A 25104-nucleotide genomic window follows, 5' to 3' on the forward strand; every position below is an offset into this window, starting at 1 on the left:
CAGTTCTAACGCCGGGCTCTAGCGGCGACCGGCTCCGGCCACGCGGGCGATGCCGGTCAGCCCCTGTGCCAGCAGCAATTCCGACGCCTGGCTGTTGGTCAGCAATTCGCGGTGCAGTTCGGTGAGCCGCAGGGTCAGCCGGTCGAGCTTGGGGCCGCGCCAGCGCTGGACCTGTTCGGCAATGTCGCGTTCTTCCTTCCAGAAGATGCCCAGCCGCGCCTTCTCGCCCTTGTCGAGATCCTGATAGCGGCGATTGCCCAGCGCGGCGGAAATCCGCGCCAGCTGCGCCGCGCGCCGTTCGATCGCCAGCAGCGTGCCGACCGGGTTCAGCCCGATCTGTTTCATCCGCGCGATTTCCTGCGCCACCTTGGGCCCCTGCCCCGCCAGCACGGCGTTGACGAGCCCGGCGAAACCGTCCTCCTCGCTCGCCGCGCCCACGGCGTCGAGATGTTCCATTTCCGCCGGGCGCGGCGATTGCGGGCTGCCGTCGAGATAGGTGGCGAGCTTGGTCACCTCGCTCTGCGCCAGCCGCACGTCGAGATTGGCCGCGCGCGCGATGCGTTCGGCCACGGCGCCATCCAGCCGCACGCCCGCCGCATCGCCCATGGCGCGCACGCTTTGCGTGACCGAGCGCAGATCGGGCGGATAGAACATGGCCACCACCGCATCTTTCCGCTTTTCCAGCAGCTTGGCGGTGCGCGATTTGTCGGTGGCGGAGGTGGCGACGACGATCACCGGGCAGGCCTCGCCCGCCCCCATGTCGCCCGTTTCCAGCAGGATCTTGATCGCCTCATGCGCCTCGTCGCCCGCCACGCGGCACCAGATATGGCGCGTATCCCCGAACAGCGAGCTGGAGCGGGCCTCGTCCCCCAGCTTCGCCGGATCGGCGCGCAGTTCGGCGCCGGGGATTTCCACCCGTTCGCCCGGATCGGGCAGCATGGCGGCCATGTCGTTGGCGGCCTGGCTGGCGCCGGCCTCGTCCTGCCCGCAGAAGAAGAAGACGCCGCAGCTGGCGGCCACATCGCGCGCCTTGGCAGCGAAATCCTTGCCGGTCAGTTTCACCGTTCGCCCTGCGCCCTTTCACGAAGCGCCACGGCCACGCGGGTCACGATCCGGTCGGATATTTCGACAGCGAGATTTTCGAGCGCGGTGTTTTCCGCCGCGATCACGGCATATTCGCTGGAGACCACGTCGATCCCGGCATCCACGCCCTCGGTCGCATCGAGCAGGATCGCCCCGGTCGCCGAATCGACCAGCTGATAGCGCGCGCGCAGGGTGCGGCGTTCGCGGCTGACGGTATCGTCGGCCAGCACGGCGAGGCCTTCGAGGCTGTCGTCCAGCCGCACTTCGAGCCGGTAACGGAACTCGCCCGTGCCCGCCGCGCCCAGCTGGTCGTTGAGCGCGCTGCGCACCAGCCAGCCGGCCTTGCCCTCGATCGGGGGGACATCGACCGCGGCGAGACCTTGCGCGACCGCGCCGCTGCCGCCGCCGGCATACATGGGCTGGAGCGAGCAGCCGCCGAGCGCGAAGGCGAGCGGCAGGGCGAGCGAGAGGGCGAAAGACTGGCGCATCAGGTGACGATATTCACCAATCTGTCGGGCACCACAATGACCTTGCGCACTTCTGCCCCGTCGATCGAACGCTGCACCTTTTCCGACGCCAGCGCCATGGCTTCCAGATCTTCCTTAGGCGTGCCCTTGGGCGCGGTGAGCGTGTCGCGCAGCTTGCCCTTGTGCTGGACCGCGATGGTCACTTCGTCTTCCACCAGCAGCGCGGGATCGACCTCGGGCCAGGCGGCATCGGCCACCAGGCCGTCCATGCCCATGCCCGCCCAGGCCTCTTCGGCGAGATGCGGCATCATCGGGGCGACGAGCTGCACGAGGCTGCGGATCGCGGCGGACCGGCTGGCGGAAGGGGCGGCCTTCTCGACCGCTCCGGTCAGCTCGTAAATCCGGGCGACGGCCTTGTTGAAGCCCAGCGCCTCGATATCCTCGGCCACGGCGGCCACGGTCTGGTGGGTCTTGCGCTCGAGCGCCTTGTCCTCGCCCTGCGCCTGCGGCTCATGGGCCGAGAAGAGGCGCCACAAGCGGTGCACGAAGCGGCTGCAGCCCTCGATCCCGGCTTCGGACCACGGCAGGTCGCGCTCGGGCGGGCTGTCGGACAGCATGAACCAGCGCACCGCATCGGCGCCATAGGTGTCGATGATGGTGTCGGGATCGACGACGTTCTTCTTCGACTTCGACATCTTGATGACGCGGCCGATCTCGACCTCGCCGCCATCGGCCTTCAGCAGCGCACGCTCGGCCTCGCGGCTGATCTCGTCGGGCGCGTAATAGAGCGTCTTGCTGCCGTCCTTGCGGCTGTAGGTCTCATGCGTGACCATGCCTTGCGTGAACAGCGAGGCAAAGGGCTCCTTCACCTCGATCTGGCCCATATGCGCCAGCGCGCGGGTCCAGAAGCGGGCGTAGAGCAGGTGCAGGATCGCATGCTCGATCCCGCCGATATACTGTTCGACCGGCAGCCACTTGGCGACCTCTTCCTTGTCGAAGGGCTTATCGGCAGGCTGGCTGGCAAAGCGCAGGAAATACCAGCTGGAATCGACGAAGGTATCGAGCGTGTCGGTCTCGCGTTCCGCCTTGCCGCCGCATGTGGGGCAGTCGACATGCTTCCACGTGGCGTGGCGCAGCAGCGGGTTGCCGGGCGTCTGGAAGTCGACATCCTCGGGCAGCGTGATCGGCAGGCTGTCCTTGGGCGCCGGGACCACGCCGCATTTTTCGCAGTGGATGAAAGGGATCGGCGTGCCCCAGTACCGCTGGCGCGACACGCCCCAGTCGCGCAGGCGCCAGACGGTCTTGCCTGTCCCCCGGCCCTGCTGTTCGATGCGGGCGATGATCTCGCGCTTGGCGTCCTCCACTTCCATCCCGTCGAGGAAGTCGGAATTGACGATCACGCCCTCTCCGGCCTCGGCCCCTCCTTCGAAGGGCTTGTCCGCCTGCTCGACACTCGGCGCGACCACGCGCGGGATCGGCAGGCCGTATTTGGTGGCGAATTCGAAGTCGCGGCTGTCGTGCCCCGGCACCGCCATGATCGCGCCGGTGCCGTAATCCATCAGCACGAAATTCGCGATATAGACGGGCAGGTCCGCGCCGGTGAAGGGGTGCTTGGCCGTGATGCCGGTATCGAAGCCGAGCTTCTCCGCCGTTTCCAGTTCGGCCGCAGTGGTGCCGCCCTTCTTGCACAGCGCGATGAACTCGCGCACTTCATCGCTGTCCAGCCCCTGCGCCACCGGATGATCGGCAGCGACGGCGACGAAGCTCGCGCCGAAGATCGTGTCGGGCCGCGTGGTGTAGACAGGCAGTTTCTCGCCGTTCGACAGGTCGAAGCTGAATTCCAGCCCCTTGGACTTGCCGATCCAGTTTTCCTGCATCAGCCGGACCTTGTCGGGCCAGTTTTCCAAGCTGCCCAGCCCTTCGAGCAGTTCCTCGGCGAAGTCGGTGATCTTGAGGAACCACTGGTTCAGCTTGCGCTTCTCGACCTCGGCGCCCGAGCGCCAGCCCTTGCCGTCGATCACCTGTTCGTTGGCGAGCACGGTCATGTCGACCGGGTCCCAATTGACCTCGCTCTCCTTGCGGTAGACGAGCCCCGCTTCGTAGAGATCGATGAAGAGCGCCTGTTCGTGGCCGTAATAGTCGGGCTCGCAGGTCGCCAGTTCGCGTGACCAGTCGAGCGCGAAGCCGAGGCGCTTCAGCTGCGCCTTCATGTGTTCGATATTGTCGCGCGTCCAGCCGCCCGGGTGCACGCCCTTTTCCATCGCCGCGTTTTCCGCGGGCATGCCGAAAGCGTCCCAGCCCATCGGGTGAAGCACTTCGTGCCCGGTCACCTTCTTGAAGCGCGCCAGCACGTCGCCCATCGTGTAATTGCGCACATGGCCGATGTGGATGCGCCCGCTAGGATAGGGGAACATCTCGAGCACGTAGCTCTTGGGTTTGGGCGAATCGCTGTCGGCGCGGAAGGTCTGCGCCTCGTCCCATGCGGATTGCCAGCGCGCATCGGCCGCGGCCGGATTGAAACGGGTGTCACTCATGCGCACGCCTGTAAGGATTTCAGGCGCGAATGGAAGGCGTTCAAAGCCAATTCGGCCTAGAACGAGCCGGAATCTTAGATGACCTTGGTCAAAATTGGTAAGCGCGTGAACCGGAGCGCAGCGACCTTAAAGGTCGTGAGCGCCGGAAGCGCAGAGATTGCCGGTTTGCAGGCCGTTATCGGCCGAATTAGTTGGAGATTGTCTGACGGCGCAGTTCGCGCGCCTTGGTCAGAATGATGTCTTCCAGCTTCTGCACGGTGGCGGCCTGTACCGGCGCATCGACCCAGGTGCCGCCCTGATTGACCTGGCGGCTGGCGGCGACGCGCAGCGCATCGGCGCGCAGGTCGGTGTCGAGGATGGAGACGGTCATCTTCACCCGTTCGCCCGGATTGCCGGGATTGGCATACCAGTCGGTCACGATCACGCCGCCGGCGCTGTCGGCCTGCAGCAGCGGGGCAAAGCTGACCGCTTCGAGGCTGGCGCGCCAGAGATAGGAGTTCACGCCGATGGTCGACACCTGCGCCGCGGCCAGATCGGCCTGCGGACGATTGCCGCTGCTGCATGCCGCAAGGCCGATGCTGGCCACGCCGACAAGGGCGATGGCGGCGGGACGGCGGAGATTACGGTATGCGGTCATGAACGGTCCTTGGATCGGAATATGTCGTTGCGGCTCTATAATGGCTGGACAGGCGGGGGCAAGCACTGCCTTTGCCCCGCCGGGCCACGCGCACAGACACTACCGGACGCGTGAATGCGTCCTTAATCGCCGCCCTCGCAAGCGGCACCCTGTGTGCGCAGGGCAACACTATTTGCGCCAAAAGGGCGATGCTTGTGGAAAAGCTGGAATTATTCGGATCGAAGACCTAATCTTCTGAAATACCGGAGTCGCTTACATGAAAACATGTGTTGCGATGTTCGGGAACCATTAAGCGGATACCGTGGTATAACGGTACGAACACCGCGATAGGGGCAGAGAGGCGTTCGATGGGCAAGTCCAGAAACAGCACAGGTAAGGGTCGGTTCGCGCCGGCGCTGCTTGCTGTTGCCGGTCTGGCTCTCGCCATTCCCGGCGCCGGCATGGCCGTTTCCTCGGTGCAGAGCGATTCGGTCCAGCCCGCAGCCACGGAGTTCATGTCCTTCACGCCCGCCGGTGTCGATCCCGAATTGGCGCAGAAGGTGGCCAAGCTGGTGGGCAAGGATGCCCTACGCTTCACCCCCGCCAACAAACCGGCCCCGGCGCGTGAGCGGACGGTGAACTTCGCGGTCCGCGTGGACGCGGCAACCGCCCGCACGCTGTCCGGCCGCAGCCCGGCAGAAACCCTGGCCAAGAGCGCCGGCCCCGACAGCGGACTGTCCATGGTCGCCGCGCGTTACAATCTCGGCATCGCTCGCGGCTATCAGAGCTTCGCCCAGCCGACCCGCAGCGTTGCGGCCGCGAATATCGGCGACAAGGTGAAAGATTTCGCCATGCCCGACCTGCGCAGCTTCGACGATTCGGATGATGACGGCAAACCGAGCCGCTTCAAATCGCGCATCTCGCTGCAGAACCGCGACAACGCCGGTACGGCTCCGCTGACGGTCGAAGGTGCCGGTTCGCAGCGTGTCGATCTGGGCGGCGCATACAGCCTGAGCCGCAATCTCGATGTGACGGCCGGTGTCCGCCTGTCGCAGGAACGCGACCGCCTCAACCCGCTTACCGACGGGATCGAGGATGATCAGGCGGTCTATGTCGGAACGCAGATCCGCTTCTGATCTTCCGCTCCGCGCGGCTCTTCCAGCACGAATACGATTGAATCCTCGCCCCTCGGTGTGCGCATTGTCTTTACGCTGTCGTAATCTTGCGTAAGGCTACTCCAAACAGCGCGAAAAATTGCGAGGAGAGGATTGGATGGGACGTATTGCGATTGTGACGGGTGGTACGCGCGGAATCGGCCGCGCCATCTGCGAAAGATTACGCGACGAGCGCCAATGCACCGTGATCGCCAATTATGCCGGAAATGACGAAGCGGCGAAGAAATTCTCCGACGAGACCGGCATTCCGACAGTAAAATTCGACGTCGGAGACTTCGATGCGGTGCAGACCGCCTGCAAAAAGGTCGAGGACGAACACGGCCCGATCGAGATCGTGGTCAACAATGCCGGGATCACGCGTGACGGCACGCTGCTGAAGATGAGCTATGACGATTGGGATGCGGTCATGCGCACCAATCTGGGCGGCTGCTTCAACATGGCCAAGGCGACCTTCGCCGGAATGAAGGAACGCGGCTGGGGCCGGATCGTGAATATCGGGTCGATCAACGGACAGGCGGGCCAGTATGGCCAGGTCAATTATGCCGCCGCCAAGAGCGGGATCCACGGCTTCACCAAGGCGCTGGCGCAGGAAGGCGCGCGCTTCGGCATCACGGTCAATGCCATCGCGCCGGGTTACATCGACACCGACATGGTCGCTGCCGTGCCCGAACCGGTGCTGGAAAAGATCGTCGCCAAGATCCCAGTCGGCCGCCTCGGCAAGGCGAGCGAGATCGCCCGCGGGGTGAGCTTCCTCGTCTCCGAGCATGGCGAATTCGTCACCGGATCGACGATGAGCATCAATGGCGGACAGCATATGTATTGATGGCTGTATTGGCGGTGCGGCTTCGGTCGCAACCGGATGCGGCGGGCGGGAGTAGCGAGTGAAGGCAATGGCACGGATCGCAGCATCGGCACCCCTCGTTTCTTGCGGTGCATTCTTGTGTTGCCTCGCTGCCGCCCCGGTTCTGGCCAATCCGGTTGCGGACCGGATTTAGGAACCCGTCGCCCTGGAGGATACCGAAGTATCCTTTCGCGGTGACCCGCCCGAGACGATTTCGGCCCGGACGCAAGACGGGTTGGTGCTCGAAGGTGCCTATTGGCCGTCAGCCGCGCCCGTGGACCAGCTGGTCATCGTCTTCCACGGCAATTCCTACAATCATCTCGTCATGGCAGCCCGCGCCGAGCCCCTGCGCATCGGCGGGCGCGGGGTTCTCGTCACTTCCTATCGCGGCTTCGGCGACAATCCCGGCAAGCCGAGCGAGGAAGGGTTGATGCGCGATGCCGAGGCGTGGATCGCCAAGGCGCGCGAATTGCATCCAGACAAGCGGCTCTATCTTTTCGGATTTTCGCTCGGCGGGGCCGTGGCGCTGGAAATGGCCGCGCGGCACGAGGTCGAAGCGGTCGCGACGTTGGGCGCCTTTACCGATCTCAGATCGATGGTTCCGAAACTGGCGCGGGCCTTCGTCAAGGACCGCTACGACAATCGCGCTGCGATGCGCCGCGTGGAGGAACCCGTCCTGCTGCTCCACGGCAGCGAGGACGATGTCGTCGACCCATCGGCGGCGGCCCTGCTCGAACAAGCTGGCGGCGACAATGTCACGGTGATCAATTTGCGCGGCGGCAAGCACTGGGTGCCGCTCGACCAGCTTGCCGAGCGGCTGTGGGCAGCGATGGAGGGAAAGCAGTCGTAGCGACGAGCGCCGGTCAGTCGATCAGGATACCAACCACTTTCCACTGCCCCTCTTCTTTCACCAGCGTCACGGTCTCGACAGCATCGGCCTTGTTGGCAAACCGCGTGTGAAAAGTGACCTCCATGAAACCGCTAGGCGGCGCGTTGAGGAAGCGCACCGTGGCAAGGTTGCGCGAAATCACCGCCCCCAGCGGGACGCGCGCATCTTCCGAAGCGTCGGTCCACCCTTCGACAGTATTCGCCGTGCGGAAGCTTTCGCCGGCCGCATCGAAGCTGGCCTGCCAGTTGCCGGCATCGCCGAGCTCCAGCCAGTTGCGGGCAGCCGCTTCGACCGCAGTATCGCGCGCCGTGGTTTCGGATGCGGGAGAACCTGCTTCCTCGACCATGATGGGGGTCGCCAGAAATAGCGCGGCAGCGAGTAAGGACATGAGAATACCTCCGATCAGGATGGCCCGGTTGCGGGCCGGTTTGGTAGTGGGAGGTAACTCGCTTGTTTGCCGTGCTTCGGCATCCCGCAAACTTTCGTATACAGGGTTTTTGTAGGCATCGGCCTCGCTTTCGAACAGTAGGCGGGCCGCCTCGCGGCTGCTGGTCACGTCGAGCTTGCGGCGGGCGACACGCAGCCGTTCATTGATCGTGTGGACCGAGCGCGAAAGCTCTCTCGCCATCGATTTCGCATCGTGGCCGCGGGCCATCAGGCGAAGGGTTTCCTTCTCCTTTTCGGTCAGTTCCTCAAGGCCGTGGCGGGGTTTGGAAGAGGCCGGCGTCATTCCGCCCTGCCTATGCCCCGCCATCTGGCCTAGCCACCCCAAAAAATTCGTAGGCGCTCGCTATTCGGCGCCGCGCGGGTCCGGCCGCCACCGCGCACTGCCGCGGGTGCGGCACCACTGGCTGGAGGGTGAGGTGCGCTGTCCGCCATCGGCGAACAGCGTGTAGCTGACCTGGCGGCATTCCCTGTCGCCGTACACCACCGCATCGCTCACCAGCACATAGCCGCGCTGGCCATCCTCGCGCCACAGCTCGGCCTCACCGCTGCGCAGGGCGCGGGAGGTTTCCCGGTCGACCGATCCGGGGCGCGGGCCGCTGAAACGGGGCGTATCGCCGGGCTCGGGCGGTCCGGGGAAATTGAAGGTCTGCACGGGCGTTTCGCTATTGCGCGCGCCCGTTGGGGCCTGGGCCTTTCCGGTGGGCGGGGCGGGCGGTTCCTCGGCTTCCGGTTCGGCCTCTTCTTTGGGTTCGGGGAGGACTCCGCCCCACAGGAATGGCTCTTCTTCCTCGGCAGCGGGCTGCACCGTCTGCGCGGGCCGGTCCGCACGCACGAATTCATCGTTCTGCTCGACGTCGTCGGCAAAGAGATAAAAGGCCAGCGCGCCCGTGGCGAGCGCGGCGCCGGCGAAAAAGAGGATCAGCCAGCCCCCGAGGCGCTCTCGCCGTTCGAGTTCCGCCAGTTCCTCGGCGGAAAAACTGCGGGGCCGCAAAGGCGCAGCGCCTTCGAGCGATGGCGGCGTGTCGCCATCCTGATGCTGCGTTTCTTTCACCTTGCCCGCCGAACCGTCTCTCTGCCCTGTAACGAAAGGATGGATTGTCCCGTCTGACAGTCTCTCTTACAAAAGCGCCCGAATGACAACGCCCTACCACCCACCGGCCAAATACTCCGTGCGTATCGAAGGCCATCGCACCTCGATCAGCCTCGAACCGGTGTTCTGGGACCTGTTGCAGAAAGCCGCCGCGCGGCGCGGGATTGCGGTGAACACGCTGGTCGCCCGGATCGATGCCGAACGCATCAGGAGCGAGACCCCGCCGGGTCTGGCGGGCGCAATCCGCGTGTGGCTGGTCACCTCCGAGCTGGTACCCGGATATGAAAAGGACGGCGAAATCGCTTCCGCCGTCCGTTCCGATCAGGAATTGTCATCCTGATTTATGATCTAGGCGATTAGTATTTCGCGGTCGCGTCGCTCGCCGGATAGGTTTCGTCGAGCGCTTCGTCAGTCGTGCTCATGCGGTCATGCGATGCCGTGGCATCCGATCCGGCGTTGCGGAAACTGCCTTCGGGTTCGCCGCCAGCAAAGGCCACGCCGTTCTGGTCGACCTTGTTCTTCTCGTAATAGCGATATCCGGCATAACCGAGTGCGCCGAGTGCTGCGAGCTTGATAATCATGTCTGCTTCCCTTTCGGATAGATGTTACCAAACCAACTGTTGCGGCCGCCGAAAGGTCCGCAGAATCTGCTCAGTCATCGCCCACCCGTTCGATATCAGCGCCGACCAGCTGAAGTTTCTCTTCCAGCCGCTCGTAACCACGGTCGAGATGGTAGAGGCGGCGCACCGTCGTCTCGCCCTTGGCGGCAAGGCCCGCGATCACCAGGCTCATCGACGCGCGCAAATCGGTCGCCATCACTTCGGCGCCGGTCAGCTCGACCGGCCCCTTGACGATGGCGGTACGGCCCGTCGTGTCGATATCGGCCCCCATGCGCACCAGCTCGGGCACATGCATGAAGCGGTTCTCGAAGATCGTTTCCTTCAGCACGCTGGTGCCTTCGGCCTTGCACAAAAGGCTCATCAGCTGCGCCTGCATATCGGTGGCTAGACCTGGGAAGGGCGCGGTGGTGAGGTTATAGGCCTTGAGCGGGCCATTGGCCGCGACCTTCACGCCTTCCTTCACCGTTTCGATCTCGACGCCTATGTTGCGCAGCGCATGCAGCGTCGAACCCATGTCCCCGGCATCCGCGCCGCTCAGCAGCACTTCGCCGCCGGTGATCGCCGCCGCACAGGCATAGGAGCCCGCCTCGATCCGGTCGGGCATGACGCGATAGGTCGCCCCGTGGAGGGCCTTCACGCCGTGAATGGTGATTTCCGACGTGCCGACACCCTCAATCTCGGCGCCCATTGCGGTCAGCAGATTGCACAGATCAACGATTTCCGGCTCGCGCGCGGCATTGCGCAGCACGCTGGTGCCCTTGCACAGGACCGCCGCCATCAGCGCATTCTCGGTCGCGCCGACCGAGACTACGGGGAAGTCGAATTCGCCGCCGGGCAGCCCGCCGTCAGGAGCGCTGGCCTTCACATAGCCTTGCGCCAGCTCGATATTGGCGCCGAACGCCTCCAGCGCCTTGAGATGGAGGTCGATCGGGCGGTTGCCGATGGCACAGCCGCCGGGCAGCGAAACGGTCGCTTCGCCCGTGCGGGCCAGCAGCGGGCCAAGCACGAGGATCGAGGCGCGCATTTTGCGCACCAGATCGTAAGGCGCGACCGAACTGGTGATTCGCATCGCCTCCAGCGTCACGTTGCGGCCGAAGTCTTCGGGCCGCTTGCCCGGAATCGTATGGCTAACGCCGAACTGCGTCATCAGGTGCTGGAAGCCGTCGATATCGGCGAGCCGCGGCAGGTTGCGCAGCGTCACCGCTTCTTCGGTCAGCAGCGCGCAGGGGATAAGCGTGAGCGCCGCATTCTTGGCGCCGGAGATGGGAATTGTGCCCGAAAGGCGATTGCCGCCGCGTACGATGAGTTTGTCCATGCCCTGCCTTTAAATGTCTCGGGGCTGCTGACAAGCGTCATCCATCTGTCATCCCGCCCCTTCATGATGTTACGAACCGCCACCTAATTGACCTGTTCCAGCCCAGGGCGTACGCCATCACCACATGAGCCAGCGCAAACCGATCAAGAAAGCCGTCTTCCCCGTCGCGGGGCTCGGCACTCGTTTCCTGCCTGCCACCAAGGCCGTTCCGAAGGAATTGCTGCCGATCGTCGACCGGCCATTGATCCAGTATGCGGTCGACGAGGCGCGCGAAGCGGGGATCGAACAGATCATCTTCGTCACCGGTCGCGGCAAGACCGCCATCGAGGATTATTTCGATCTCGCCTTCGAGCTGGAGACGACGATGGACCAGCGCGGCAAGGACATGGACGTCCTCGACCCGACCCGCGCCACGCCCGGGGACATCATGTCGGTCCGGCAGCAGGTCCCGCTGGGGCTGGGCCACGCCATCTGGTGCGCCCGGTCCATCGTGGGCGACGAACCCTTCGCGATCTTCCTGCCCGACGAGCTGATGATCGGCGCGCCCGGCTGCATGAAGCAGATGGTCGATGCCTATGAGGAAGTGGGCGGAAACCTCATCTCGGTGCTGGAAATCCCCGAAGAGGAAGTGTCGAGCTATGGTGTGATCGCACCGGGCAAGGAGGTCAGCGACACGCTGACCGAAGTCACCGGCCTGGTCGAGAAGCCGCCCGTGGCACAGGCGCCGTCGAACAAGATCATTTCGGGCCGCTACATCCTCCAGCCGGAAGTGATGCGCGTCCTGGAAGATCAGGAAAAGGGCGCGGGCGGCGAAATCCAGCTGACCGACGCCATGGCGAAAATGATCGGCACGCAGCCATTCCACGCCGTGACCTTCGCCGGCAACCGTTACGACTGCGGCAACAAGACGGGCTTCGTGGAAGCTACGCTCGCGCTCGCCCTGGAACGTGAAGGCATGGGCGCCGAAGTGCGCGCCATCGCAGAACGGCTCCTCGCCCAATAAGGGGCATTACTGACACCATGGAAAAGGGCCGGTCCGCACATGCGAGCCGGTCCTTTTCCTATTGGTCCCGATCAGATCAGGCGCCGCCGCAGGCCGCACCCTGCGCCGCGCAAGCCTCGTCGCGCGTCGCCTTGAACTCATCACCCTCGGTCCAATTGGGCCAGCTGGTGCTCATGCCCATCATCCGGCCGAGCCGGTAGAATAGCTGCAGGTCGGCCATCACGCCCGACCAGTCCCAGTTGGGATCGTATTCGTCTTTCGGCCCGTGATAGCGATTGTCGCGATAGTCCTGCGCGATCTTGCTGCCCGCCTGCGTGCCGCCTTCGATCAGGTCCTCGCCGCCATCGACATAAAGCATCGGCACGCCGCGCTTGGCGAAAGCGAAGTGATCGGAGCGGTAATAGGAGCCTGCTTCAGGATTGGGATTGGGCGTTGCGACACGGCCGTCGGCCTTGAGCGCGGCCTCCAGGAACTGGTCAAGCTGGGACTTGCCCGGCCCCACGACCGTCACGTCCTTGCTTGGCCCGGCAATCAGGAAGGCATCCATATTGATCCCGCCGACCGTCTGGGCGAGCGGGAAGACCGGATTGGCCGCGTAATAATCCGCCCCCAGCAGGCCCGATTCTTCCGCCGTCACGGCCAGGAACACCAGGCTGCGCGCGGTCGGCCCGGCCTTGGCCTGTGCTTCGGCCAGCGCGACGAGCGCGGCGGTGCCGGTGGCATTGTCGACCGCGCCATTGCAGATGTCGTCACCATCGTCGGCAGGCGTGCAGCGGCCCAGATGATCCCAATGCGCGGTATGCATCACGTATTCGTCCGGCCGTTCCGTGCCCGGCAGGATGCCGATTACGTTCTGCGATTCGAAGGTGCGGATGTCATTGCGGAAACTGGTCGAAGCGGTGAGGCCCAGCGGCACGGGCTTGAAGCCCTTCTTCTTGGCCGCCGCCGCAAGCTTGTCGAAATCCTTGCCCGCCGCCTTGATGATGTCCCTGCCGACCTGGTTCTGCACCCAGCCGTTCATAGTGGTAAGCGGCGGGGCATTGTCTCCGCGCTGCGCATAGGCCTGCGGGCCCGACCAGCTGCTTTCGACGACATTCCAGCCATAGGATGCCGGTTCGGTATCGTGAATGATGATCGCGCCGGCTGCGCCCTGACGGGCAGCCTCTTCATATTTGTAGGTCCAGCGGCCGTAATAGGTCATCGCCTTCCCGCCGAAGGGCCCGTCGAGGCCGGCCGCACCGAAGTCGGGATCGTTGACGAGGATGACCGCGGTCTTGCCGGTCATGTCCACGCCTTCGTAATCATTCCACTCTTTCTCGGGCGCATCGATGCCGTAGCCCACGAAGACGAGTTCGCTGTCTTCGAGGCTGGTCTGGACATCTTCCCTGTAGGAGACACCGACCCAGTCATCGCCATAGGCCAGCTCCATCGGCTCGCCATTCGCTCCCGAAATCGTGAGCGGGGCGAAATCCTTGCCGGTAATCTCCACCAACGGGACTTTCTGGGTCCAGCTGCCGTTGTTGCCCGGTTCAAGCCCCGCCTTCCTGAACTGTTCGATCAGGTAAGCGACCGTCTTTCGTTCGCCCGCCGTCCCCGGCATGCGGCCTTCGAATTCGTCCGATGAAAGCCGCTCGGTCACGGTTTTCATCGTCTCTTCCGAAATTTCGCCACTCGCGATTTCCGGGATATCGAGACCGGGCGCCGAACCCGGTTCATCGTCGATGGCGGCATTGCAGGCCGCGAGCATAAGCGCCGTCGCTGCGGCGATGGACTTGCGGATCATCCTTGGGGCAACCTCTCGTTTGCGTGTCTGCGTTGCGGCAGCTTCTGCACCGGGCGACGCCCGGGCGCAAGTTGCTGCCTTGCGCGATGCGGCAGGCTTGGGCAGAGCCACGGCGATGGCTGCACGATGGACCGATGCGCTGAAGCGCGCGCGCGATCACGCGCCTTTCCTCGCGCGCGGGCTCGAGAAGCATGAAGACCTTGCCGCCCTGCTGGCTGCAGGCGAGGCCGATGAAGCGCTCCATCTGGCGAAGGACGCGGGCGAGGGTATCGAGGACGTCGGCGTTGCGCTGCGGCGGGAAAAGCGCGCGCTGGGGCTGGTGCTGGCGGTCGGCGACCTTGCCGGGGCATTCGCATTGGACAAGGTCATGCGCGAGCTATCGCTCTTTGCGGACCGCGCCCTGCACCGCGCGATCGACACGGCGATCCTCAAGCGTGTGCCGGATGCGCAGCCGCATGGCATGATCGGCCTCGCGCTGGGCAAGCATGGGGCGGGCGAGCTTAATTATTCGTCCGATATCGATCCGATCCTGCTCTACGATCCGCAGACCCTGCCGCGGCGAGAGCGTGACGAGCCGGGCGAAGCGGCGCAGCGCTATGCCCGCGAAGTGGTGCGCCTGTTGTCCGAGGTAACCGCCGAAGGCTATGTCTTCCGCGTTGACTTGCGGCTGAGGCCCGCATCGGAGGTCAGCCCGCTGGCCATCCCGCTCGATGCCGCGATCACGCATTATGAAAGCAGCGCCCTGGCGTGGGAGCGGGCCGCCTTCATCCGGGCGCGGGCCTGCGCCGGCGATATCGCGGCGGGCGGAGCCTTTCTCGACCATATCCGCCCCTTCGTCTGGCGCCGCAGCCTCGACTTCGGGGCGATCGACGAGGTGCGCCGCCTGACGCACCGCATTCGCGACAAGCAGTCCGGCCCGCGCGAACCTGCGCCGGATTACAATGTCAAGCTGGGGCGCGGCGGGATTCGCGAGATCGAATTCTTCGCCCAGACCCATCAGCTGGTGCATGGCGGACGCGATCCGTCGCTGCGGCGAAGGCATACGCGCGCCGCTCTCGATGCGCTGGCGGCCACGGGCCGGATCGGCGCCGACGATGCGCGGGCTCTGGGCGAAAGCTATGACGGATTGCGGCGCATCGAACACCGGCTGCAGATGGTGGCCGACCAGCAGACCCATACGCTTCCCGCCGGCGAGGCGCTGGATAATGTCGCCCAGCTGGATGGCTATGCGGACGGGGCGGCATGGCTGGAGCATATCGCCAGCCTCACCGCGCCGGTAGCCCAGCGCTACGATGCCCTGCTGGCCGAGGATGAAGTCTCCGTCCCGATCGATACGCCGCATGTCGTGGCAGAACAATCGCAGGCGGTGCTCGCTCCGGAACTGACCGAGCGCGTGACCGACTGGACCGACGGGCGGTACGCTCCCTTGCGCAGCACGGCCGCGCTGTCGGCATTCGAGGCGATCCGACCCAGATTGCTGGCCTCGCTCGCCGCGTCGCCCGAGCCGGAGCGGGCGGTGGCGCGCTGGGAAAGCGTGCTGCAGCGCATGAGCAGCGCGATCAACCTGTTCCGCCTGCTGGAAGCGCGGCCGGGGCTGATGCAATTGCTGGCGGATTGCCTGACGCTGGCCCCGCCGCTGGCCGATGCGATCGCGCGGCGGCCCGAACTGGTCGATGCGCTGATCGATCGCAGCGCGCTCGACCTGTCCGGCAGCCGCAGCGACCTGATCGGAGAGATGGTTCAGTCCGAGCGCGGCGATACCTATGAAGACCGCCTTGATCGGATCCGGATCGTGACCGGCGAGAAGCGCTTCGCCCTGGGCGTCCAGCTGATCGAGGCGGCGCATGACCCGCTCGATGTCGCCGCCGCCCTCTCGCGCGTGGCGGAAGCCGCCATCGCGAGCGCGCAGGAGGCGGCGGAGGAAGAGTTCGCTCGCAAGCATGGCCGCATCGAGGGCAGCGAACTCGTCGTCCTTGGCCTTGGCCGGCTCGGCGGCGGCGCGCTTACCTATGCGTCGGACCTCGACATCGTCTATCTGTTCACCGGCAGCCACGATGGCGAAAGCGATGGCGACCGGCCGCTGGGGGCAACGCTCTATTTCAACCGCCTGGCCCAGCGGGTGAGTGCGGCCCTGTCCGTCCCGACAGCCGAAGGCGCGCTCTATGAAGTCGATACGCGGCTGAGGCCGCAGGGCGCGCAAGGGCCGCTGGCGGTCAATCTGGACAGTTTCGCGCGTTACCAGATGGAAGACGCCTGGACGTGGGAGCACATGGCACTGACCCGTGCCCGCCCGCTGACCGGCAGCGAGGCAGCGGTCCGAAAGATCGATGCCATTCTCGCCGAGGTGCTTAGCGCGCAGCGCGATCCGGCGGCGCTCAAGAACGACCTGCTCAAGATGCGCGGCGAAATGGCGGCGCACAAGCCGGCCAAGGGACCGCTCGATGCCAAGCTGCTGCGCGGCGGCCTGGTGGATATCGAGTTCCTCGTGCATTTCGTGCAGCTGCGCGACCGGGTGGGACTGACGCCGGCGGTTGACGAGGCCTTGGCGCAGATTCCCGATCTGGCGAAGCTGGTCCCGGCACACGTCTTGATGACGCGATTGCTGGTCGGTACCCGGCTGCTCGCCCCCGATCTCGATATTCCGGCAGACGCCCAGCAAGCGATTCTGGCCCGGCTATGCGAAACCGGCGATTTCGAGGGCCTGCTGGCGCATCTTGCCCACCAGCGGCGCGTGGTCGCGCAGGTTTGGCACGACCTATTCGACGAACGACTGGAGCTTGATCAATGACGACATATGCCGAAGGCGATGCCTTTCCCGAATTCACGATGGAAACGCCCGACGGCGGCACGGTGACCAAGGCCGATCTGCTGGGGAAGAAAACCGTCATCTTTTTCTACCCCAAGGACAATACGCCCGGTTGCACGACCGAGGCGAGGGATTTCAGCGCGCTCAAATCCGAATTCGAGAAGGCGGGAACCCATTTGCTGGGCGTGAGCAAGGATTCAGCGCGCAAGCACCAGAACTTCATCGCCAAGCACGATCTGACAGTCGACCTCGCCACCGATGCAGAGGAAGCGGGTCTGTCCGACGAACTCGGCGTCTGGGGTGAGAAGAAGAATTACGGACGCACCTATATGGGCATGATCCGCTCGACCTACCTCCTCGATGCAGACGGAAAAATCCTGCGCATCTGGCCGAAGGTGCGGGTCAAGGATCACGCAGCAGAGGTGCTGGCCGCCGCACAAGGCGCATGACCTCTGTCTCCCGCGCCATCCGCGAGGTTCTGCTGACGGGCGACAAGACGGCGAAAGTCTTCGCCACGCGCAAGCTGGCGCGTGACTGGCGCGCCGGAAAGCTGGCCTTTCGTTTCGATTGCCCAATGCCCGATCGGCCCGAATGGCCGTCCGACCTCGACCTGCGCCTGCCGCGCGACATGCCCCGCCGGGGCAAGGGTGGGTCCGAAAAGGGCCGCCTGGCCCTGTGGCATTCACTGGCGCATATCGAATTCGTCGCCATCGACCTCGCGCTGGACATGGCCGGGCGGTTCGGCGAATCGATGGGTGAGGGCTTCGTTGCGGATTTTCTCTCGGTCGCGGCCGACGAGGCGATGCATTTCGCGCTGCTCGAGCGAAAACTCGATTCGCTGGGGTCCACCTACGGAGCGTTGCCTGCTCACGACGGATTGTGGAGTGCGGCGAAAGACACCGCCCACGATGTCGCGGCCCGGCTCGCCATCGTGCCCATGGTGCTCGAGGCCAGGGGGCTGGACGTTACTCCTGCCACTCTTGAGCGGGTCCGTGCGCAAGGTGATGAAAACGGGGCGAAAATTCTTCAGCGAATCCTTGACGACGAAATTCGTCATGTCGCTTTCGGCGCCAAGCATTTCCGAAACATCTGCGTCACGCGCGCCGAAAACCCGCCGGAATCATGGCGAAATTTGGTCAAAATCCACTTTTCGGGGGGTCTGAAGCCACCATTCAACGACTCAGCGCGTTCGGCAGCCGGTTTATCGCGGGACTTCTACGAAGGTATTGTCTGATTAACCTTTTCCAGCAAAAACCAAACTCACGAGATGCCGGGGGGTTCCGGCGGGACTGAAAAAAGATCGGAAAGCGGCCGGGACGCCCTTTCCGATCCAGGACAAGGGGCGCGGGGTCAACCCGCGCTGGATGGACGGGTTTAGCATGAACACCAAGCGCACAACGCTTGCTTTCGCCGTGGCTGCCGCAGGTCTTACGATCGCCGCTGCCCCTGCGCAGGCTGACACGAACACCGCGGTTGCTACTGGCGCGATCGACGTATCGAAGGTGGCATCGCCCGCTTCCGACGAAGGTGACGCCGAGTTTACCGAGCTTTTCGCTCGCTGGGAAAATCCCAGTCAGACGATGTCGGCCCAGCCGATGGTTTCGGTCCCGTCGCGCATGCCGCTGCATGATGCACGCATGACCAGCGATTATGGCGATCGTACCCACCCGGTTCTGAAGCGCCGCATGGGTCACAAGGGCGTCGACCTTGCAGCCACCACCGGCACGCCGATCTATGCAACGGCGGACGGTTATGTCTCCAAGGCCGCACCGTTTTCCAGCTACGGCAACTATGTCGCGATCGAACATGGTGCCCGCATCCAGACGCGTTATGCCCATATGTCGCGCATCGCCGTTGCCGAGGGCACTAGAGTGCGCAAGGGCGATGTGATCGGATATGTCGGTTCGACCGGCCGTTCGACCGGCCCGCACCTTCATTATGAAGTCCGCATCGACGGGCAGGCCGTCAACCCGGTTCCCTATATGGTCGAATCGCAGGCACAGCAGGCCTTCGCGCTTGCAATGACCGAAGGCGGCCAGGGCGGTAACGACGAAGAATAAGTCGGACGGCACCAAGTATTGCGCAGATCGAAAAGGGCGGCAGGGATGACCTGGCCGCCCTTTTGCTTTGCCCTTTTCTCTTGCCCCTGCGAATTCTCAAGGTAGGTTTCTCAATGCAACCGGACGAGTTCCGCCAATGAGGACCGCCGGCACGAGAGAGGACCGCCGATGCACCCGATCCAGCATGCGAAAACCCGCCCCGATCATCCCGCGCTAATAATGGCGGGGAGCGGGGAGACGATGCCCTACGGCGAGATGGACGCCTATGCCAATCGCTTCGCCCAGCTCCTCCGTGCGAACGGCATTAAGCGCGGCGATCACTTCGGCGTCCTGATGGAAAACACCATCCACTACCTGCCGCTCGTCTGGGGCGCGCAGCGCGCAGGCACCATGCTGGTGCCGATCTCGACCCGGCTGACCGCACCGGAAATCTGCTACATCATGAAGGATGCCAAAGTCGGCCTGCTGGTCACCACGCGAAAATTCGATCCCGTGATTGCGGGCATCCGCGAACAATGCGCCGGAGTCGACCTGCTGATCGTGGGCGGGGAAGGCGAGGAAGATTATGAGGCCAGGCTGGCGGCGCAGCCTGCCCGGCCGATACCCGATCAGGCGCCGGGGCAATACATGCTCTATTCCAGCGGGACGACAGGTGCGCCGAAGGGCGTGCGCCCTGCGGCCCCGCCAACCGACGATATCGAAGCAGTGAATCCGCTGGTCGGTCTGGCGGTCATGGGCGCAGGCATGCCAGCGGACGGTAGCATGGTCTATCTTTCACCCGCGCCGCTCTATCATGCTGCCCCCCTTGGCTGGTGCACCACCGCGCAAAGGCTCGGCGGGACTGTCGTGGTGATGGAGAAGTTCGATGCGGTCCACGCGCTGGAAGCGATCGAGAAATACCGGGTAACCGACAGCCAGTGGGTCCCGACCCATTTCGTCCGCATGCTCAAGCTGGAACCGCATGAGCGCGAAGGCCACGATCTTTCCAGCCACCAGCGCGCCCTCCATGCCGCAGCGCCCTGCCCGGTGCCCATCAAGCAGGCTATGATCGAATGGTGGGGCCCGATCATCAACGAATATTACGCCGGCAGCGAGGGTATCGGGATGACGCTGATCAACGCGGAGGACTGGCTGACCCATCCCGGCAGCGTGGGCAAAGCCATCTACGGCACGCTGCATGTCTGCGGCCCTGGTGGCGAGGAACTACCGGCGGGCGAGGACGGCCTGCTGTTCTTCGAGAATGCGACCATTCCCAGCTATCACAATGATCCCGAAAAGACCGCCGAGGCGATGCATCCGCAAGGCTGGATGACGCTCGGCGATATCGGCCACATCGATGCGGATGGCTATCTCTACCTCACCGACCGCAAGAGCCACATGATCATTTCGGGCGGGGTGAATATCTACCCGCAGGAAATCGAGAACCTGCTGGTGACGCATGACAAAGTGATGGACGCGGCCGTGATCGGCGCGCCCTGCGCCGAATTCGGGGAGAAGGTCGTCGCCATCGTCCAGCCGAAAGACATGGACGATGCAGGCGGCGCCCTCGAGGCGGAACTGCGCGAGTTTCTGGCCACCAGCCTGTCCAGTATCAAGATGCCGAAACTGTTCGATTTCCGGCCGGAGCTGCCACGCGAGGCGAATGGCAAGCTCTACAAGCGCGAGCTGCGTGACGAGTATGAACGCAAGGCCGCCCAAGGCGCGTCGTAGGCCTGACAACTGCCAACAGGGCAAGGCAATTTGCCGCCATCAATCAAGGTGAAGTTCCAGATTGAGAGCGCCTGCCAAAAGACGGGCGTCATTTAACCAACCCTTCGCAAACCCGCGATATTGCGGGAAGAATCGAACTCGGTTCGTCGCATATTTCTACGGTTGAAGCTGTCGTTCTGGTAAGTGATTCACATGGATAAAAAAGTAGGACGATAGGTTTTCGGCAGCAGTCGGAGACCATGTCTTCCTGCGCCAAGAAAGGGGGGTTTTTATGACTTTGCTCGAGCCGCACAACATGCCGTTTGCGGCCGCTCTGGTCATCATGCTGATCCTCGCAGTGGTACAGTTGATCGGGATCGCCGATTTCGGCGATGCCGACTTCAATCTGGATGCCGATGGCGACGGATTGCCGGATGCGGGAATGTTCGACGGGCTGCTGACGCTGCTCGGCATCGGACGGGTCCCGCTCACGATCTGGCTCGCGCTGTTCCTGTTCCTGTTCGCAGGCATCGGCCTTTCGGTGCAAGAACTGGCGACAAGCCTTACCGGCAGCCCGCTCTACAGTTGGCTTGCCGCCGTGATAGCGGGCGTCGCCGCGCTTCCGGTCACCGGTGTGTTCGCCCGACCGCTGGGCCGCATCCTGCCGAAGGACCACACTACTGCGGTCAGCACCGAAAGCCTGATCGGCCGCCGGGCCAAGATCACTGACGGTGTTGCCCGGGCAGGATCGCCCGCACGCGCAAAAGTGAAGGACGCGCATGGCCAGACGCATCACGTGATGGTCGAACCGCATGAGGCATCATCGGAAATCCACGCTGGCGACGAGGTTCTGCTCGTCCGCCGCGAGGGTAGCCAATTCTATGCGACCGCGCTCGCCGAGCGCCGCCTGTCGCCAACGCAAATCGAACAATAGGGGGTAAGAATGGAAAGTCTAATTGGAACATCGCTGGTGATGATCGGCGGAGGAGTGATCCTTGCCGTCATCATCATCACTTTCCTGCTGAAAATGTATCGCCGCGCCTCGAAGGAAATCGCCTTCGTGCGAACCGGCGTAGGCGGCGAAAAGGTCGTGATGAACGGGGGCGCTCTGGTGCTGCCGGTCTTCCACGAAACCATGCCGGTCAACATGAACACGCTGGTGCTTTCGGTCGTCCGCCGCGACGGCGAGGCGTTGATCACGCTCGACCGCCTGCGGATCGACGTGAAGGCGGAATTCTACGTTCGCGTGAAGCCCGACAGCGAAGCCATCGCCATGGCCGCGCAGACCTTGGGCCAGCGCACCATGCAGCCGGAAATGCTGAAGGACCTCGTCGAAGGCAAGTTCGTCGACGCGCTGCGCAGCGTGGCTGCCGGCATGACGATGAACGAGTTGCACGAACAGCGTGCCGATTTCGTGCAGAAGGTGCAGCAGGTGTCGTCCAACGATCTCGCGATGAACGGTCTGGAACTGGAATCGGTCTCGCTGACCGGTCTCGACCAGACCAGCATCGAGCATTTCAACGCCAACAACGCCTTCGACGCCGAAGGTCTGACCAAGCTGACCGAGCAGATCGAAGCGCGCAAGAAACTGCGCAACGATATCGAGCAGGACACGCGCGTGCAGATGGAAACGAAGAATCTCGAAGCCGATCAGAAGAGCTTCCAGATCAAGCGTGACCAGGAATATGCGCGGCTCGAGCAAGAGCGCGAAGTCGAAGTGCGCCGCGCGGCCCAGTCGTCGGAGATTGCGCGCGAGCAGGCCGAGCGGACCCGCGAGGCCGACGCAGCGCGGATCGAGGCGAAGAAGCAGGTCGATGCGCAGCAGATCGAAGCCGACCGGCTCGTCGAAGAGGCACGGATCGATCAGCAGCGGGCGCTCGAAATCGCCCGGCAGGAGCAGCAGATCGCGGTCCAGAACAAGAGCCGCGAGGAAAGCCAGGCCAAGGCAGATGCCGACGAGGCGCGCGCCAAGGCGGTCTCCGCGGAGGAGCAGGTCGGCACGGCCCGCGAAACCGAGATCGCCGAGCGTCAGAAGCGCATCGAGCTGATCGAGGCGTCGAAGCAGGCCGAGCGTGACGCGATCAAGATCCGCGTCGATGCCGAAGCCGAAAAGGACGCCGCATCGAACCGCGCCGAGGCTGCAAGGCTGGAAGCGCAGGGCGAGGCGGAGGCCGAGAAGCTGCGGGCAGAAGCCGCGCGCGTCCGCTTCGAAGTCGAGGCTGCGGGTCAGAAGGCAATCAACGAGGCGGCCAATATCCTGTCCTCGGACCAGATCAGCCTGCAGACCAAGCTGGCCCTGCTCAAGGTCCTGCCGGACTTGGTACGCGAAAGCGCCAAGCCGATGGAAGCCATCGAAAGCATCAAGATCGTCCAGGTCGACGGGCTTACGAATGGCGGCGGGAAAGGCGCAGCCGCGGCTGCAGGCGGATCGGGCGGAGGCTCGGGCAACCTTGCCACCGACGCGGTCAGCGCAGCGCTCGCCTACCGTGCGCAGGCCCCGGTGCTGGACGGGCTGATGAAGGAACTGGGCCTCGACGGCTCGAGCCTTAACAATCTCGTCAAGGGTCCGGCCGAACAGACCGGCGGGTTCGATGTACACGACGATGTTGCGGACACCAAGGAAGAGCCCAAAGCCCTTCCGGCCAATGACAAGGCGAAGGACGAAGGCGAGAGCGCCGAAGCCTGATCAGAACGTTACGCTAACGGGAAAAGGGGGCACTGCGGTGTCCCCTTTTTTGTTGCGCCAAGGGGCCGCCCCAGCCTAACCGCGCGCCATGAGCGAAACGCCCAAATGGACCATGCCCCCCGAATGGGCACCGCAGGAATGGCTGTGGATCGGCTTCCCGCACGATGCGGAGGAATGGCCGGAAGTGCTTGGGCCCGCGCAGGAGCAGATCGCGGCCTTCGCCAATGCCGTGGCCGAAAGCGGACAGGAAGTACGCCTGCTGGTCCGCGATGCGAATAACGAACAGCGCGCGCGCGATCTCGTCAGCGGCGCAGTGAAGCTGGAACGGCGCGAGTTTGGCGATGTGTGGCTGCGCGATACCGGGCCGCTGGTCCTAACCGATGGCGCTGGCAATCGCGCGGCGCGGCGCTTCGGCTTCAACGGCTGGGGCGGGAAATATCTGATGGAAGGCGACCAGACTATCGGGGCCGAGCTGGCGGAAGACTCAGGTCTGCCACTGGAAGTCGCCGACTGGATTCTCGAAGGCGGGGCGATCGACGGCGATGGCACGGGCCTTGTCGCCACGACTGAGCAATGCCTGCTGAATTCCAACCGCAATCCGGTTTTGACCCGCGAAGATCTCGAACATCGCCTCAAGCGCGACCTCGGCTTTACCCGCGTGTTGTGGCTCGGCGACGGGCTCATCAACGACCACACCGACGGGCATGTCGACAACCTTGCGCGGTTCGTCGGCCCCAACACGCTTGCCCTGCCGCGCGCTACCGGGAAAGACGATCCCAACGCTGCCATCTATGCCGATGCCAAGGCGCGGGCCGAGGCTGCCGGGGTCACCGTCAAAGAAATCCCCTCACCCGGCCTTGTCACCAGCGGCGACCGGATCGAGCCGGCAAGCTACGCCAATTTCGCGATAACCAGCCATCTCGTCGTCGTCCCGACCTTCGGCAGCCCACATGACGATGACGGCGTGGCGGCCATTGCCGAACTCGTCCCCGATCGCGTCACCGTCGGCGTGCGCGGCGATGCCGTGCTTGCAGGCGGCGGCGGCTTCCATTGTGCAAGCCAGCAAATGCCCCGCGCGACGCAAAGTTAACTTTTCGTAAGGAATTTGAGCGGAGAATAGGCGGATGGCAAAAGCTATCGCTCTCGCACGCTCCACCGTTCCGGCGATCCCGCTGGGTGAAGTGGTGCGCACTGCCGTGGTGAGCGGCTGCGGTCTCGCGCTTATCCTCGCGGGACCGGTACTGCCTTTTTAAGCAAACGCCTTCCACAGCGCAGCTGCCGCAGCGCCGCCCAGGACCAGCCCCACACAGACGCGCCAGGTGCGGTCTTCGATCTTGCCGGAAGCACGATCTCCCAGCCGATTGCCGATCAGTATGGCCGGAAAGAGCAATAAGGCGAGCAGGGCGAGCGATCCTTCGAGCACGCCCAGCGCTGCTCCGCTCGCAAGCCCTGTTCCCGATGCGCAGGTGAAGATCAGCATCATCGAGGCCTTGGCCGTTTCGCGCGGGATATCGCGTCCGACGTAATAGGGCACGACTGGGGGCCCCGGCATGCCGGCATAACCCGTCATCAGCCCGCTCATCACCCCGACCGCGCCGGTAGTGGCGGGATGATGGCCAGCGGTTTTGCGGCGCGGGAGCAGTACTGCCCCGAATGCCGACAGGGCGATGAAGGCGATGACCACACGCGCCACCGCCGGAGTCGTGAGACCCAGCGCGTAGAGGCCAAGCGGCGTGGTGACCGCCACCAATGCGATGATGGCCCAGGCAGATTTCTCTGCCCCGCGCAGCAAACGTCTGATCTCGGTCAGCCCGATAAAAACGGACAGAAAGTTGGCGAGCAACACCGCATGCACGGGCGACAAGGCCAACGCCAGGATCGGCACGAGCAGGATGGCCATGCCGAACCCCGTCAGCCCCCGCACGAAAGCGGAGCCGAAAGCTGCGAGCAGCGCGGCGGCGATCGCCGCTGGGCCGTAGCCCGCCAGAAGATCCATGGTG

At 64.2% G+C, this 25104-nt stretch carries 24 protein-coding genes; 14 read left to right on the forward strand and 10 right to left on the reverse strand.

The genetic code is table 11. The features are described 5' to 3' along the window. Positions 1–18: 18 nt before the first annotated feature. The 4 genes from holA to ACI2I1_RS11335 form a co-directional block, all read right to left on the reverse strand. Positions 19–1062, reverse strand: a complete 1044-nt coding sequence (gene holA, locus ACI2I1_RS11320; RefSeq protein WP_404679213.1) for a DNA polymerase III subunit delta — start codon at positions 1060–1062, stop codon at positions 19–21. After that, a complete protein-coding gene (gene lptE, locus ACI2I1_RS11325; RefSeq protein WP_224812622.1) occupies positions 1059–1571 on the reverse strand; it encodes an LPS assembly lipoprotein LptE in 513 nt (170 codons plus the stop codon). The genes holA and lptE overlap by 4 nt, the downstream gene beginning before the upstream one ends. Further along, positions 1571–4084 carry a leucine--tRNA ligase gene (gene leuS / locus ACI2I1_RS11330; RefSeq protein WP_404679214.1) on the reverse strand — a complete coding sequence of 838 codons (2514 nt, stop codon included), beginning with the start codon at positions 4082–4084 and terminating at the stop codon, positions 1571–1573. The genes lptE and leuS overlap by 1 nt, the downstream gene beginning before the upstream one ends. A gap of 187 nt (positions 4085–4271) precedes the next feature. After that, the gene (locus tag ACI2I1_RS11335; protein ID WP_221544052.1) at positions 4272–4721 is read right to left on the reverse strand and encodes a DUF3576 domain-containing protein; all 450 of its coding nucleotides are present in this window, start codon (positions 4719–4721) and stop codon (positions 4272–4274) included. Between the two features lie 347 nt (positions 4722–5068). On the opposite strand from ACI2I1_RS11335, the gene ACI2I1_RS11340 reads away from it, so the two are divergent. The 3 genes from ACI2I1_RS11340 to ACI2I1_RS11350 all read left to right on the forward strand — a co-directional run bounded on the left by ACI2I1_RS11340 (position 5069) and on the right by ACI2I1_RS11350 (position 7566). Next, positions 5069–5836 (forward strand): hypothetical protein, encoded by a 768-nt coding sequence (locus ACI2I1_RS11340; protein ID WP_404679215.1) that lies wholly within the window; start codon positions 5069–5071, stop codon positions 5834–5836. Positions 5837–5972: 136 nt separating this feature from the next. Next, positions 5973–6698, forward strand: coding sequence for an acetoacetyl-CoA reductase (phbB, locus tag ACI2I1_RS11345; RefSeq protein ID WP_404679216.1), 726 nt, complete (start codon positions 5973–5975; stop codon positions 6696–6698). Positions 6699–6954: 256 nt separating this feature from the next. Continuing rightward, positions 6955–7566 carry an alpha/beta hydrolase gene (locus tag ACI2I1_RS11350; protein ID WP_404679217.1) on the forward strand — a complete coding sequence of 204 codons (612 nt, stop codon included), beginning with the start codon at positions 6955–6957 and terminating at the stop codon, positions 7564–7566. Positions 7567–7579: 13 nt separating this feature from the next. Here ACI2I1_RS11350 and ACI2I1_RS11355 read toward each other — a convergent pair whose 3' ends face one another. Both ACI2I1_RS11355 and ACI2I1_RS11360 read right to left on the reverse strand, forming a co-directional pair. Next, the gene (locus ACI2I1_RS11355) at positions 7580–8335 is read right to left on the reverse strand and encodes a DUF4019 domain-containing protein (RefSeq protein ID WP_404679218.1); all 756 of its coding nucleotides are present in this window, start codon (positions 8333–8335) and stop codon (positions 7580–7582) included. Positions 8336–8395: 60 nt separating this feature from the next. Then, positions 8396–9103, reverse strand: a complete 708-nt coding sequence (locus ACI2I1_RS11360) for a hypothetical protein (RefSeq protein ID WP_404679219.1) — start codon at positions 9101–9103, stop codon at positions 8396–8398. Between the two features lie 82 nt (positions 9104–9185). Here ACI2I1_RS11360 and ACI2I1_RS11365 point away from each other — a divergent pair, with 82 nt between their 5' ends. Next, positions 9186–9482, forward strand: coding sequence for a ribbon-helix-helix domain-containing protein (locus ACI2I1_RS11365; protein ID WP_404679220.1), 297 nt, complete (start codon positions 9186–9188; stop codon positions 9480–9482). 16 nt (positions 9483–9498) lie between these two features. Here the strand turns inward: ACI2I1_RS11365 and ACI2I1_RS11370 are convergent, their stop codons facing one another. Together ACI2I1_RS11370 and murA are read right to left on the reverse strand one after the other, a co-directional pair. Continuing rightward, positions 9499–9723 (reverse strand): hypothetical protein, encoded by a 225-nt coding sequence (locus ACI2I1_RS11370; protein ID WP_221544047.1) that lies wholly within the window; start codon positions 9721–9723, stop codon positions 9499–9501. Positions 9724–9793: 70 nt separating this feature from the next. Next, positions 9794–11077, reverse strand: a complete 1284-nt coding sequence (gene murA / locus ACI2I1_RS11375; RefSeq protein WP_221544046.1) for a UDP-N-acetylglucosamine 1-carboxyvinyltransferase — start codon at positions 11075–11077, stop codon at positions 9794–9796. Between the two features lie 124 nt (positions 11078–11201). Between murA and galU the strand changes: the two genes are divergently transcribed. Continuing rightward, positions 11202–12080: a UTP--glucose-1-phosphate uridylyltransferase GalU gene (galU, locus tag ACI2I1_RS11380; protein WP_404679221.1), complete on the forward strand. Its 879-nt coding sequence runs from the start codon at positions 11202–11204 to the stop codon at positions 12078–12080. 76 nt (positions 12081–12156) lie between these two features. Here the strand turns inward: galU and ACI2I1_RS11385 are convergent, their stop codons facing one another. Beyond that, positions 12157–13863 carry a M28 family metallopeptidase gene (locus ACI2I1_RS11385; RefSeq protein WP_404679222.1) on the reverse strand — a complete coding sequence of 569 codons (1707 nt, stop codon included), beginning with the start codon at positions 13861–13863 and terminating at the stop codon, positions 12157–12159. Between the two features lie 115 nt (positions 13864–13978). On the opposite strand from ACI2I1_RS11385, the gene glnE reads away from it, so the two are divergent. The 9 genes from glnE to ACI2I1_RS11430 all read left to right on the forward strand — a co-directional run bounded on the left by glnE (position 13979) and on the right by ACI2I1_RS11430 (position 24357). After that, on the forward strand, positions 13979–16651 hold the full coding sequence (gene glnE, locus ACI2I1_RS11390) for a bifunctional [glutamate--ammonia ligase]-adenylyl-L-tyrosine phosphorylase/[glutamate--ammonia-ligase] adenylyltransferase (RefSeq protein ID WP_404679223.1): 2673 nt from the start codon (positions 13979–13981) through the stop codon (positions 16649–16651). Beyond that, positions 16648–17118: a peroxiredoxin gene (locus tag ACI2I1_RS11395; RefSeq protein ID WP_404679224.1), complete on the forward strand. Its 471-nt coding sequence runs from the start codon at positions 16648–16650 to the stop codon at positions 17116–17118. The genes glnE and ACI2I1_RS11395 overlap by 4 nt, the downstream gene beginning before the upstream one ends. Further along, entirely contained in the window at positions 17115–17903 is a 789-nt protein-coding gene (locus ACI2I1_RS11400; protein ID WP_404679225.1) for a ferritin-like domain-containing protein, read from the forward strand. Before ACI2I1_RS11395 ends, ACI2I1_RS11400 begins: the two co-directional genes overlap by 4 nt. A gap of 145 nt (positions 17904–18048) precedes the next feature. Further along, a complete protein-coding gene (locus ACI2I1_RS11405; protein WP_404679226.1) occupies positions 18049–18729 on the forward strand; it encodes a M23 family metallopeptidase in 681 nt (226 codons plus the stop codon). A 168-nt stretch (positions 18730–18897) separates the two neighbouring features. After that, positions 18898–20439 carry an acyl-CoA synthetase gene (locus tag ACI2I1_RS11410; RefSeq protein WP_404679227.1) on the forward strand — a complete coding sequence of 514 codons (1542 nt, stop codon included), beginning with the start codon at positions 18898–18900 and terminating at the stop codon, positions 20437–20439. Between the two features lie 271 nt (positions 20440–20710). Next, the gene (locus ACI2I1_RS11415) at positions 20711–21352 is read left to right on the forward strand and encodes a YqiJ family protein (protein ID WP_404679228.1); all 642 of its coding nucleotides are present in this window, start codon (positions 20711–20713) and stop codon (positions 21350–21352) included. A gap of 39 nt (positions 21353–21391) precedes the next feature. Next, entirely contained in the window at positions 21392–23104 is a 1713-nt protein-coding gene (locus tag ACI2I1_RS11420) for a flotillin family protein (RefSeq protein ID WP_404679652.1), read from the forward strand. An 88-nt stretch (positions 23105–23192) separates the two neighbouring features. Next, complete coding sequence (locus tag ACI2I1_RS11425) at positions 23193–24194, forward strand: agmatine deiminase family protein (protein ID WP_404679229.1); 1002 nt, start codon at positions 23193–23195, stop codon at positions 24192–24194. A gap of 34 nt (positions 24195–24228) precedes the next feature. Beyond that, complete coding sequence (locus ACI2I1_RS11430; RefSeq protein WP_404679230.1) at positions 24229–24357, forward strand: hypothetical protein; 129 nt, start codon at positions 24229–24231, stop codon at positions 24355–24357. Here the strand turns inward: ACI2I1_RS11430 and ACI2I1_RS11435 are convergent. Continuing rightward, positions 24354–25100, reverse strand: coding sequence for a sulfite exporter TauE/SafE family protein (locus tag ACI2I1_RS11435; protein WP_404679231.1), 747 nt, complete (start codon positions 25098–25100; stop codon positions 24354–24356). The two genes, ACI2I1_RS11430 and ACI2I1_RS11435, sit on opposite strands and share 4 nt — an antisense overlap. Positions 25101–25104: the final 4 nt, after the last annotated feature.

It is taken from the genome of Qipengyuania sp. NPDC077563, assembly GCF_044901345.1.
GTDB classification, from domain to species: Bacteria; Pseudomonadota; Alphaproteobacteria; order Sphingomonadales; family Sphingomonadaceae; genus Qipengyuania; species Qipengyuania aestuarii.

What these genes read in the sequence shown, in the direction of transcription:
- ACI2I1_RS11340 (WP_404679215.1), top strand. Translation starts at nt 5,069, where the DNA reads ATGGGCAAGTCCAGAAACAGCACAGGTAAGGGTCGGTTCGCGCCGGCG.
- murA (WP_221544046.1), bottom strand. Translation starts at nt 11,077, where the DNA reads ATGGACAAACTCATCGTACGCGGCGGCAATCGCCTTTCGGGCACAATT.
- ACI2I1_RS11410 (WP_404679227.1), top strand. Translation starts at nt 18,898, where the DNA reads ATGCACCCGATCCAGCATGCGAAAACCCGCCCCGATCATCCCGCGCTA.
- ACI2I1_RS11370 (WP_221544047.1), bottom strand. Translation starts at nt 9,723, where the DNA reads ATGATTATCAAGCTCGCAGCACTCGGCGCACTCGGTTATGCCGGATAT.
- ACI2I1_RS11365 (WP_404679220.1), top strand. Translation starts at nt 9,186, where the DNA reads ATGACAACGCCCTACCACCCACCGGCCAAATACTCCGTGCGTATCGAA.
- galU (WP_404679221.1), top strand. Translation starts at nt 11,202, where the DNA reads ATGAGCCAGCGCAAACCGATCAAGAAAGCCGTCTTCCCCGTCGCGGGG.
- ACI2I1_RS11395 (WP_404679224.1), top strand. Translation starts at nt 16,648, where the DNA reads ATGACGACATATGCCGAAGGCGATGCCTTTCCCGAATTCACGATGGAA.
- ACI2I1_RS11425 (WP_404679229.1), top strand. Translation starts at nt 23,193, where the DNA reads ATGAGCGAAACGCCCAAATGGACCATGCCCCCCGAATGGGCACCGCAG.
- ACI2I1_RS11385 (WP_404679222.1), bottom strand. Translation starts at nt 13,863, where the DNA reads ATGATCCGCAAGTCCATCGCCGCAGCGACGGCGCTTATGCTCGCGGCC.
- lptE (WP_224812622.1), bottom strand. Translation starts at nt 1,571, where the DNA reads ATGCGCCAGTCTTTCGCCCTCTCGCTCGCCCTGCCGCTCGCCTTCGCG.
- ACI2I1_RS11335 (WP_221544052.1), bottom strand. Translation starts at nt 4,721, where the DNA reads ATGACCGCATACCGTAATCTCCGCCGTCCCGCCGCCATCGCCCTTGTC.
- ACI2I1_RS11400 (WP_404679225.1), top strand. Translation starts at nt 17,115, where the DNA reads ATGACCTCTGTCTCCCGCGCCATCCGCGAGGTTCTGCTGACGGGCGAC.
- ACI2I1_RS11420 (WP_404679652.1), top strand. Translation starts at nt 21,392, where the DNA reads ATGATCGGCGGAGGAGTGATCCTTGCCGTCATCATCATCACTTTCCTG.
- ACI2I1_RS11415 (WP_404679228.1), top strand. Translation starts at nt 20,711, where the DNA reads ATGACTTTGCTCGAGCCGCACAACATGCCGTTTGCGGCCGCTCTGGTC.
- phbB (WP_404679216.1), top strand. Translation starts at nt 5,973, where the DNA reads ATGGGACGTATTGCGATTGTGACGGGTGGTACGCGCGGAATCGGCCGC.
- ACI2I1_RS11405 (WP_404679226.1), top strand. Translation starts at nt 18,049, where the DNA reads ATGAACACCAAGCGCACAACGCTTGCTTTCGCCGTGGCTGCCGCAGGT.
- ACI2I1_RS11430 (WP_404679230.1), top strand. Translation starts at nt 24,229, where the DNA reads ATGGCAAAAGCTATCGCTCTCGCACGCTCCACCGTTCCGGCGATCCCG.
- ACI2I1_RS11355 (WP_404679218.1), bottom strand. Translation starts at nt 8,335, where the DNA reads ATGACGCCGGCCTCTTCCAAACCCCGCCACGGCCTTGAGGAACTGACC.
- leuS (WP_404679214.1), bottom strand. Translation starts at nt 4,084, where the DNA reads ATGAGTGACACCCGTTTCAATCCGGCCGCGGCCGATGCGCGCTGGCAA.
- ACI2I1_RS11435 (WP_404679231.1), bottom strand. Translation starts at nt 25,100, where the DNA reads ATGGATCTTCTGGCGGGCTACGGCCCAGCGGCGATCGCCGCCGCGCTG.
- glnE (WP_404679223.1), top strand. Translation starts at nt 13,979, where the DNA reads ATGGCTGCACGATGGACCGATGCGCTGAAGCGCGCGCGCGATCACGCG.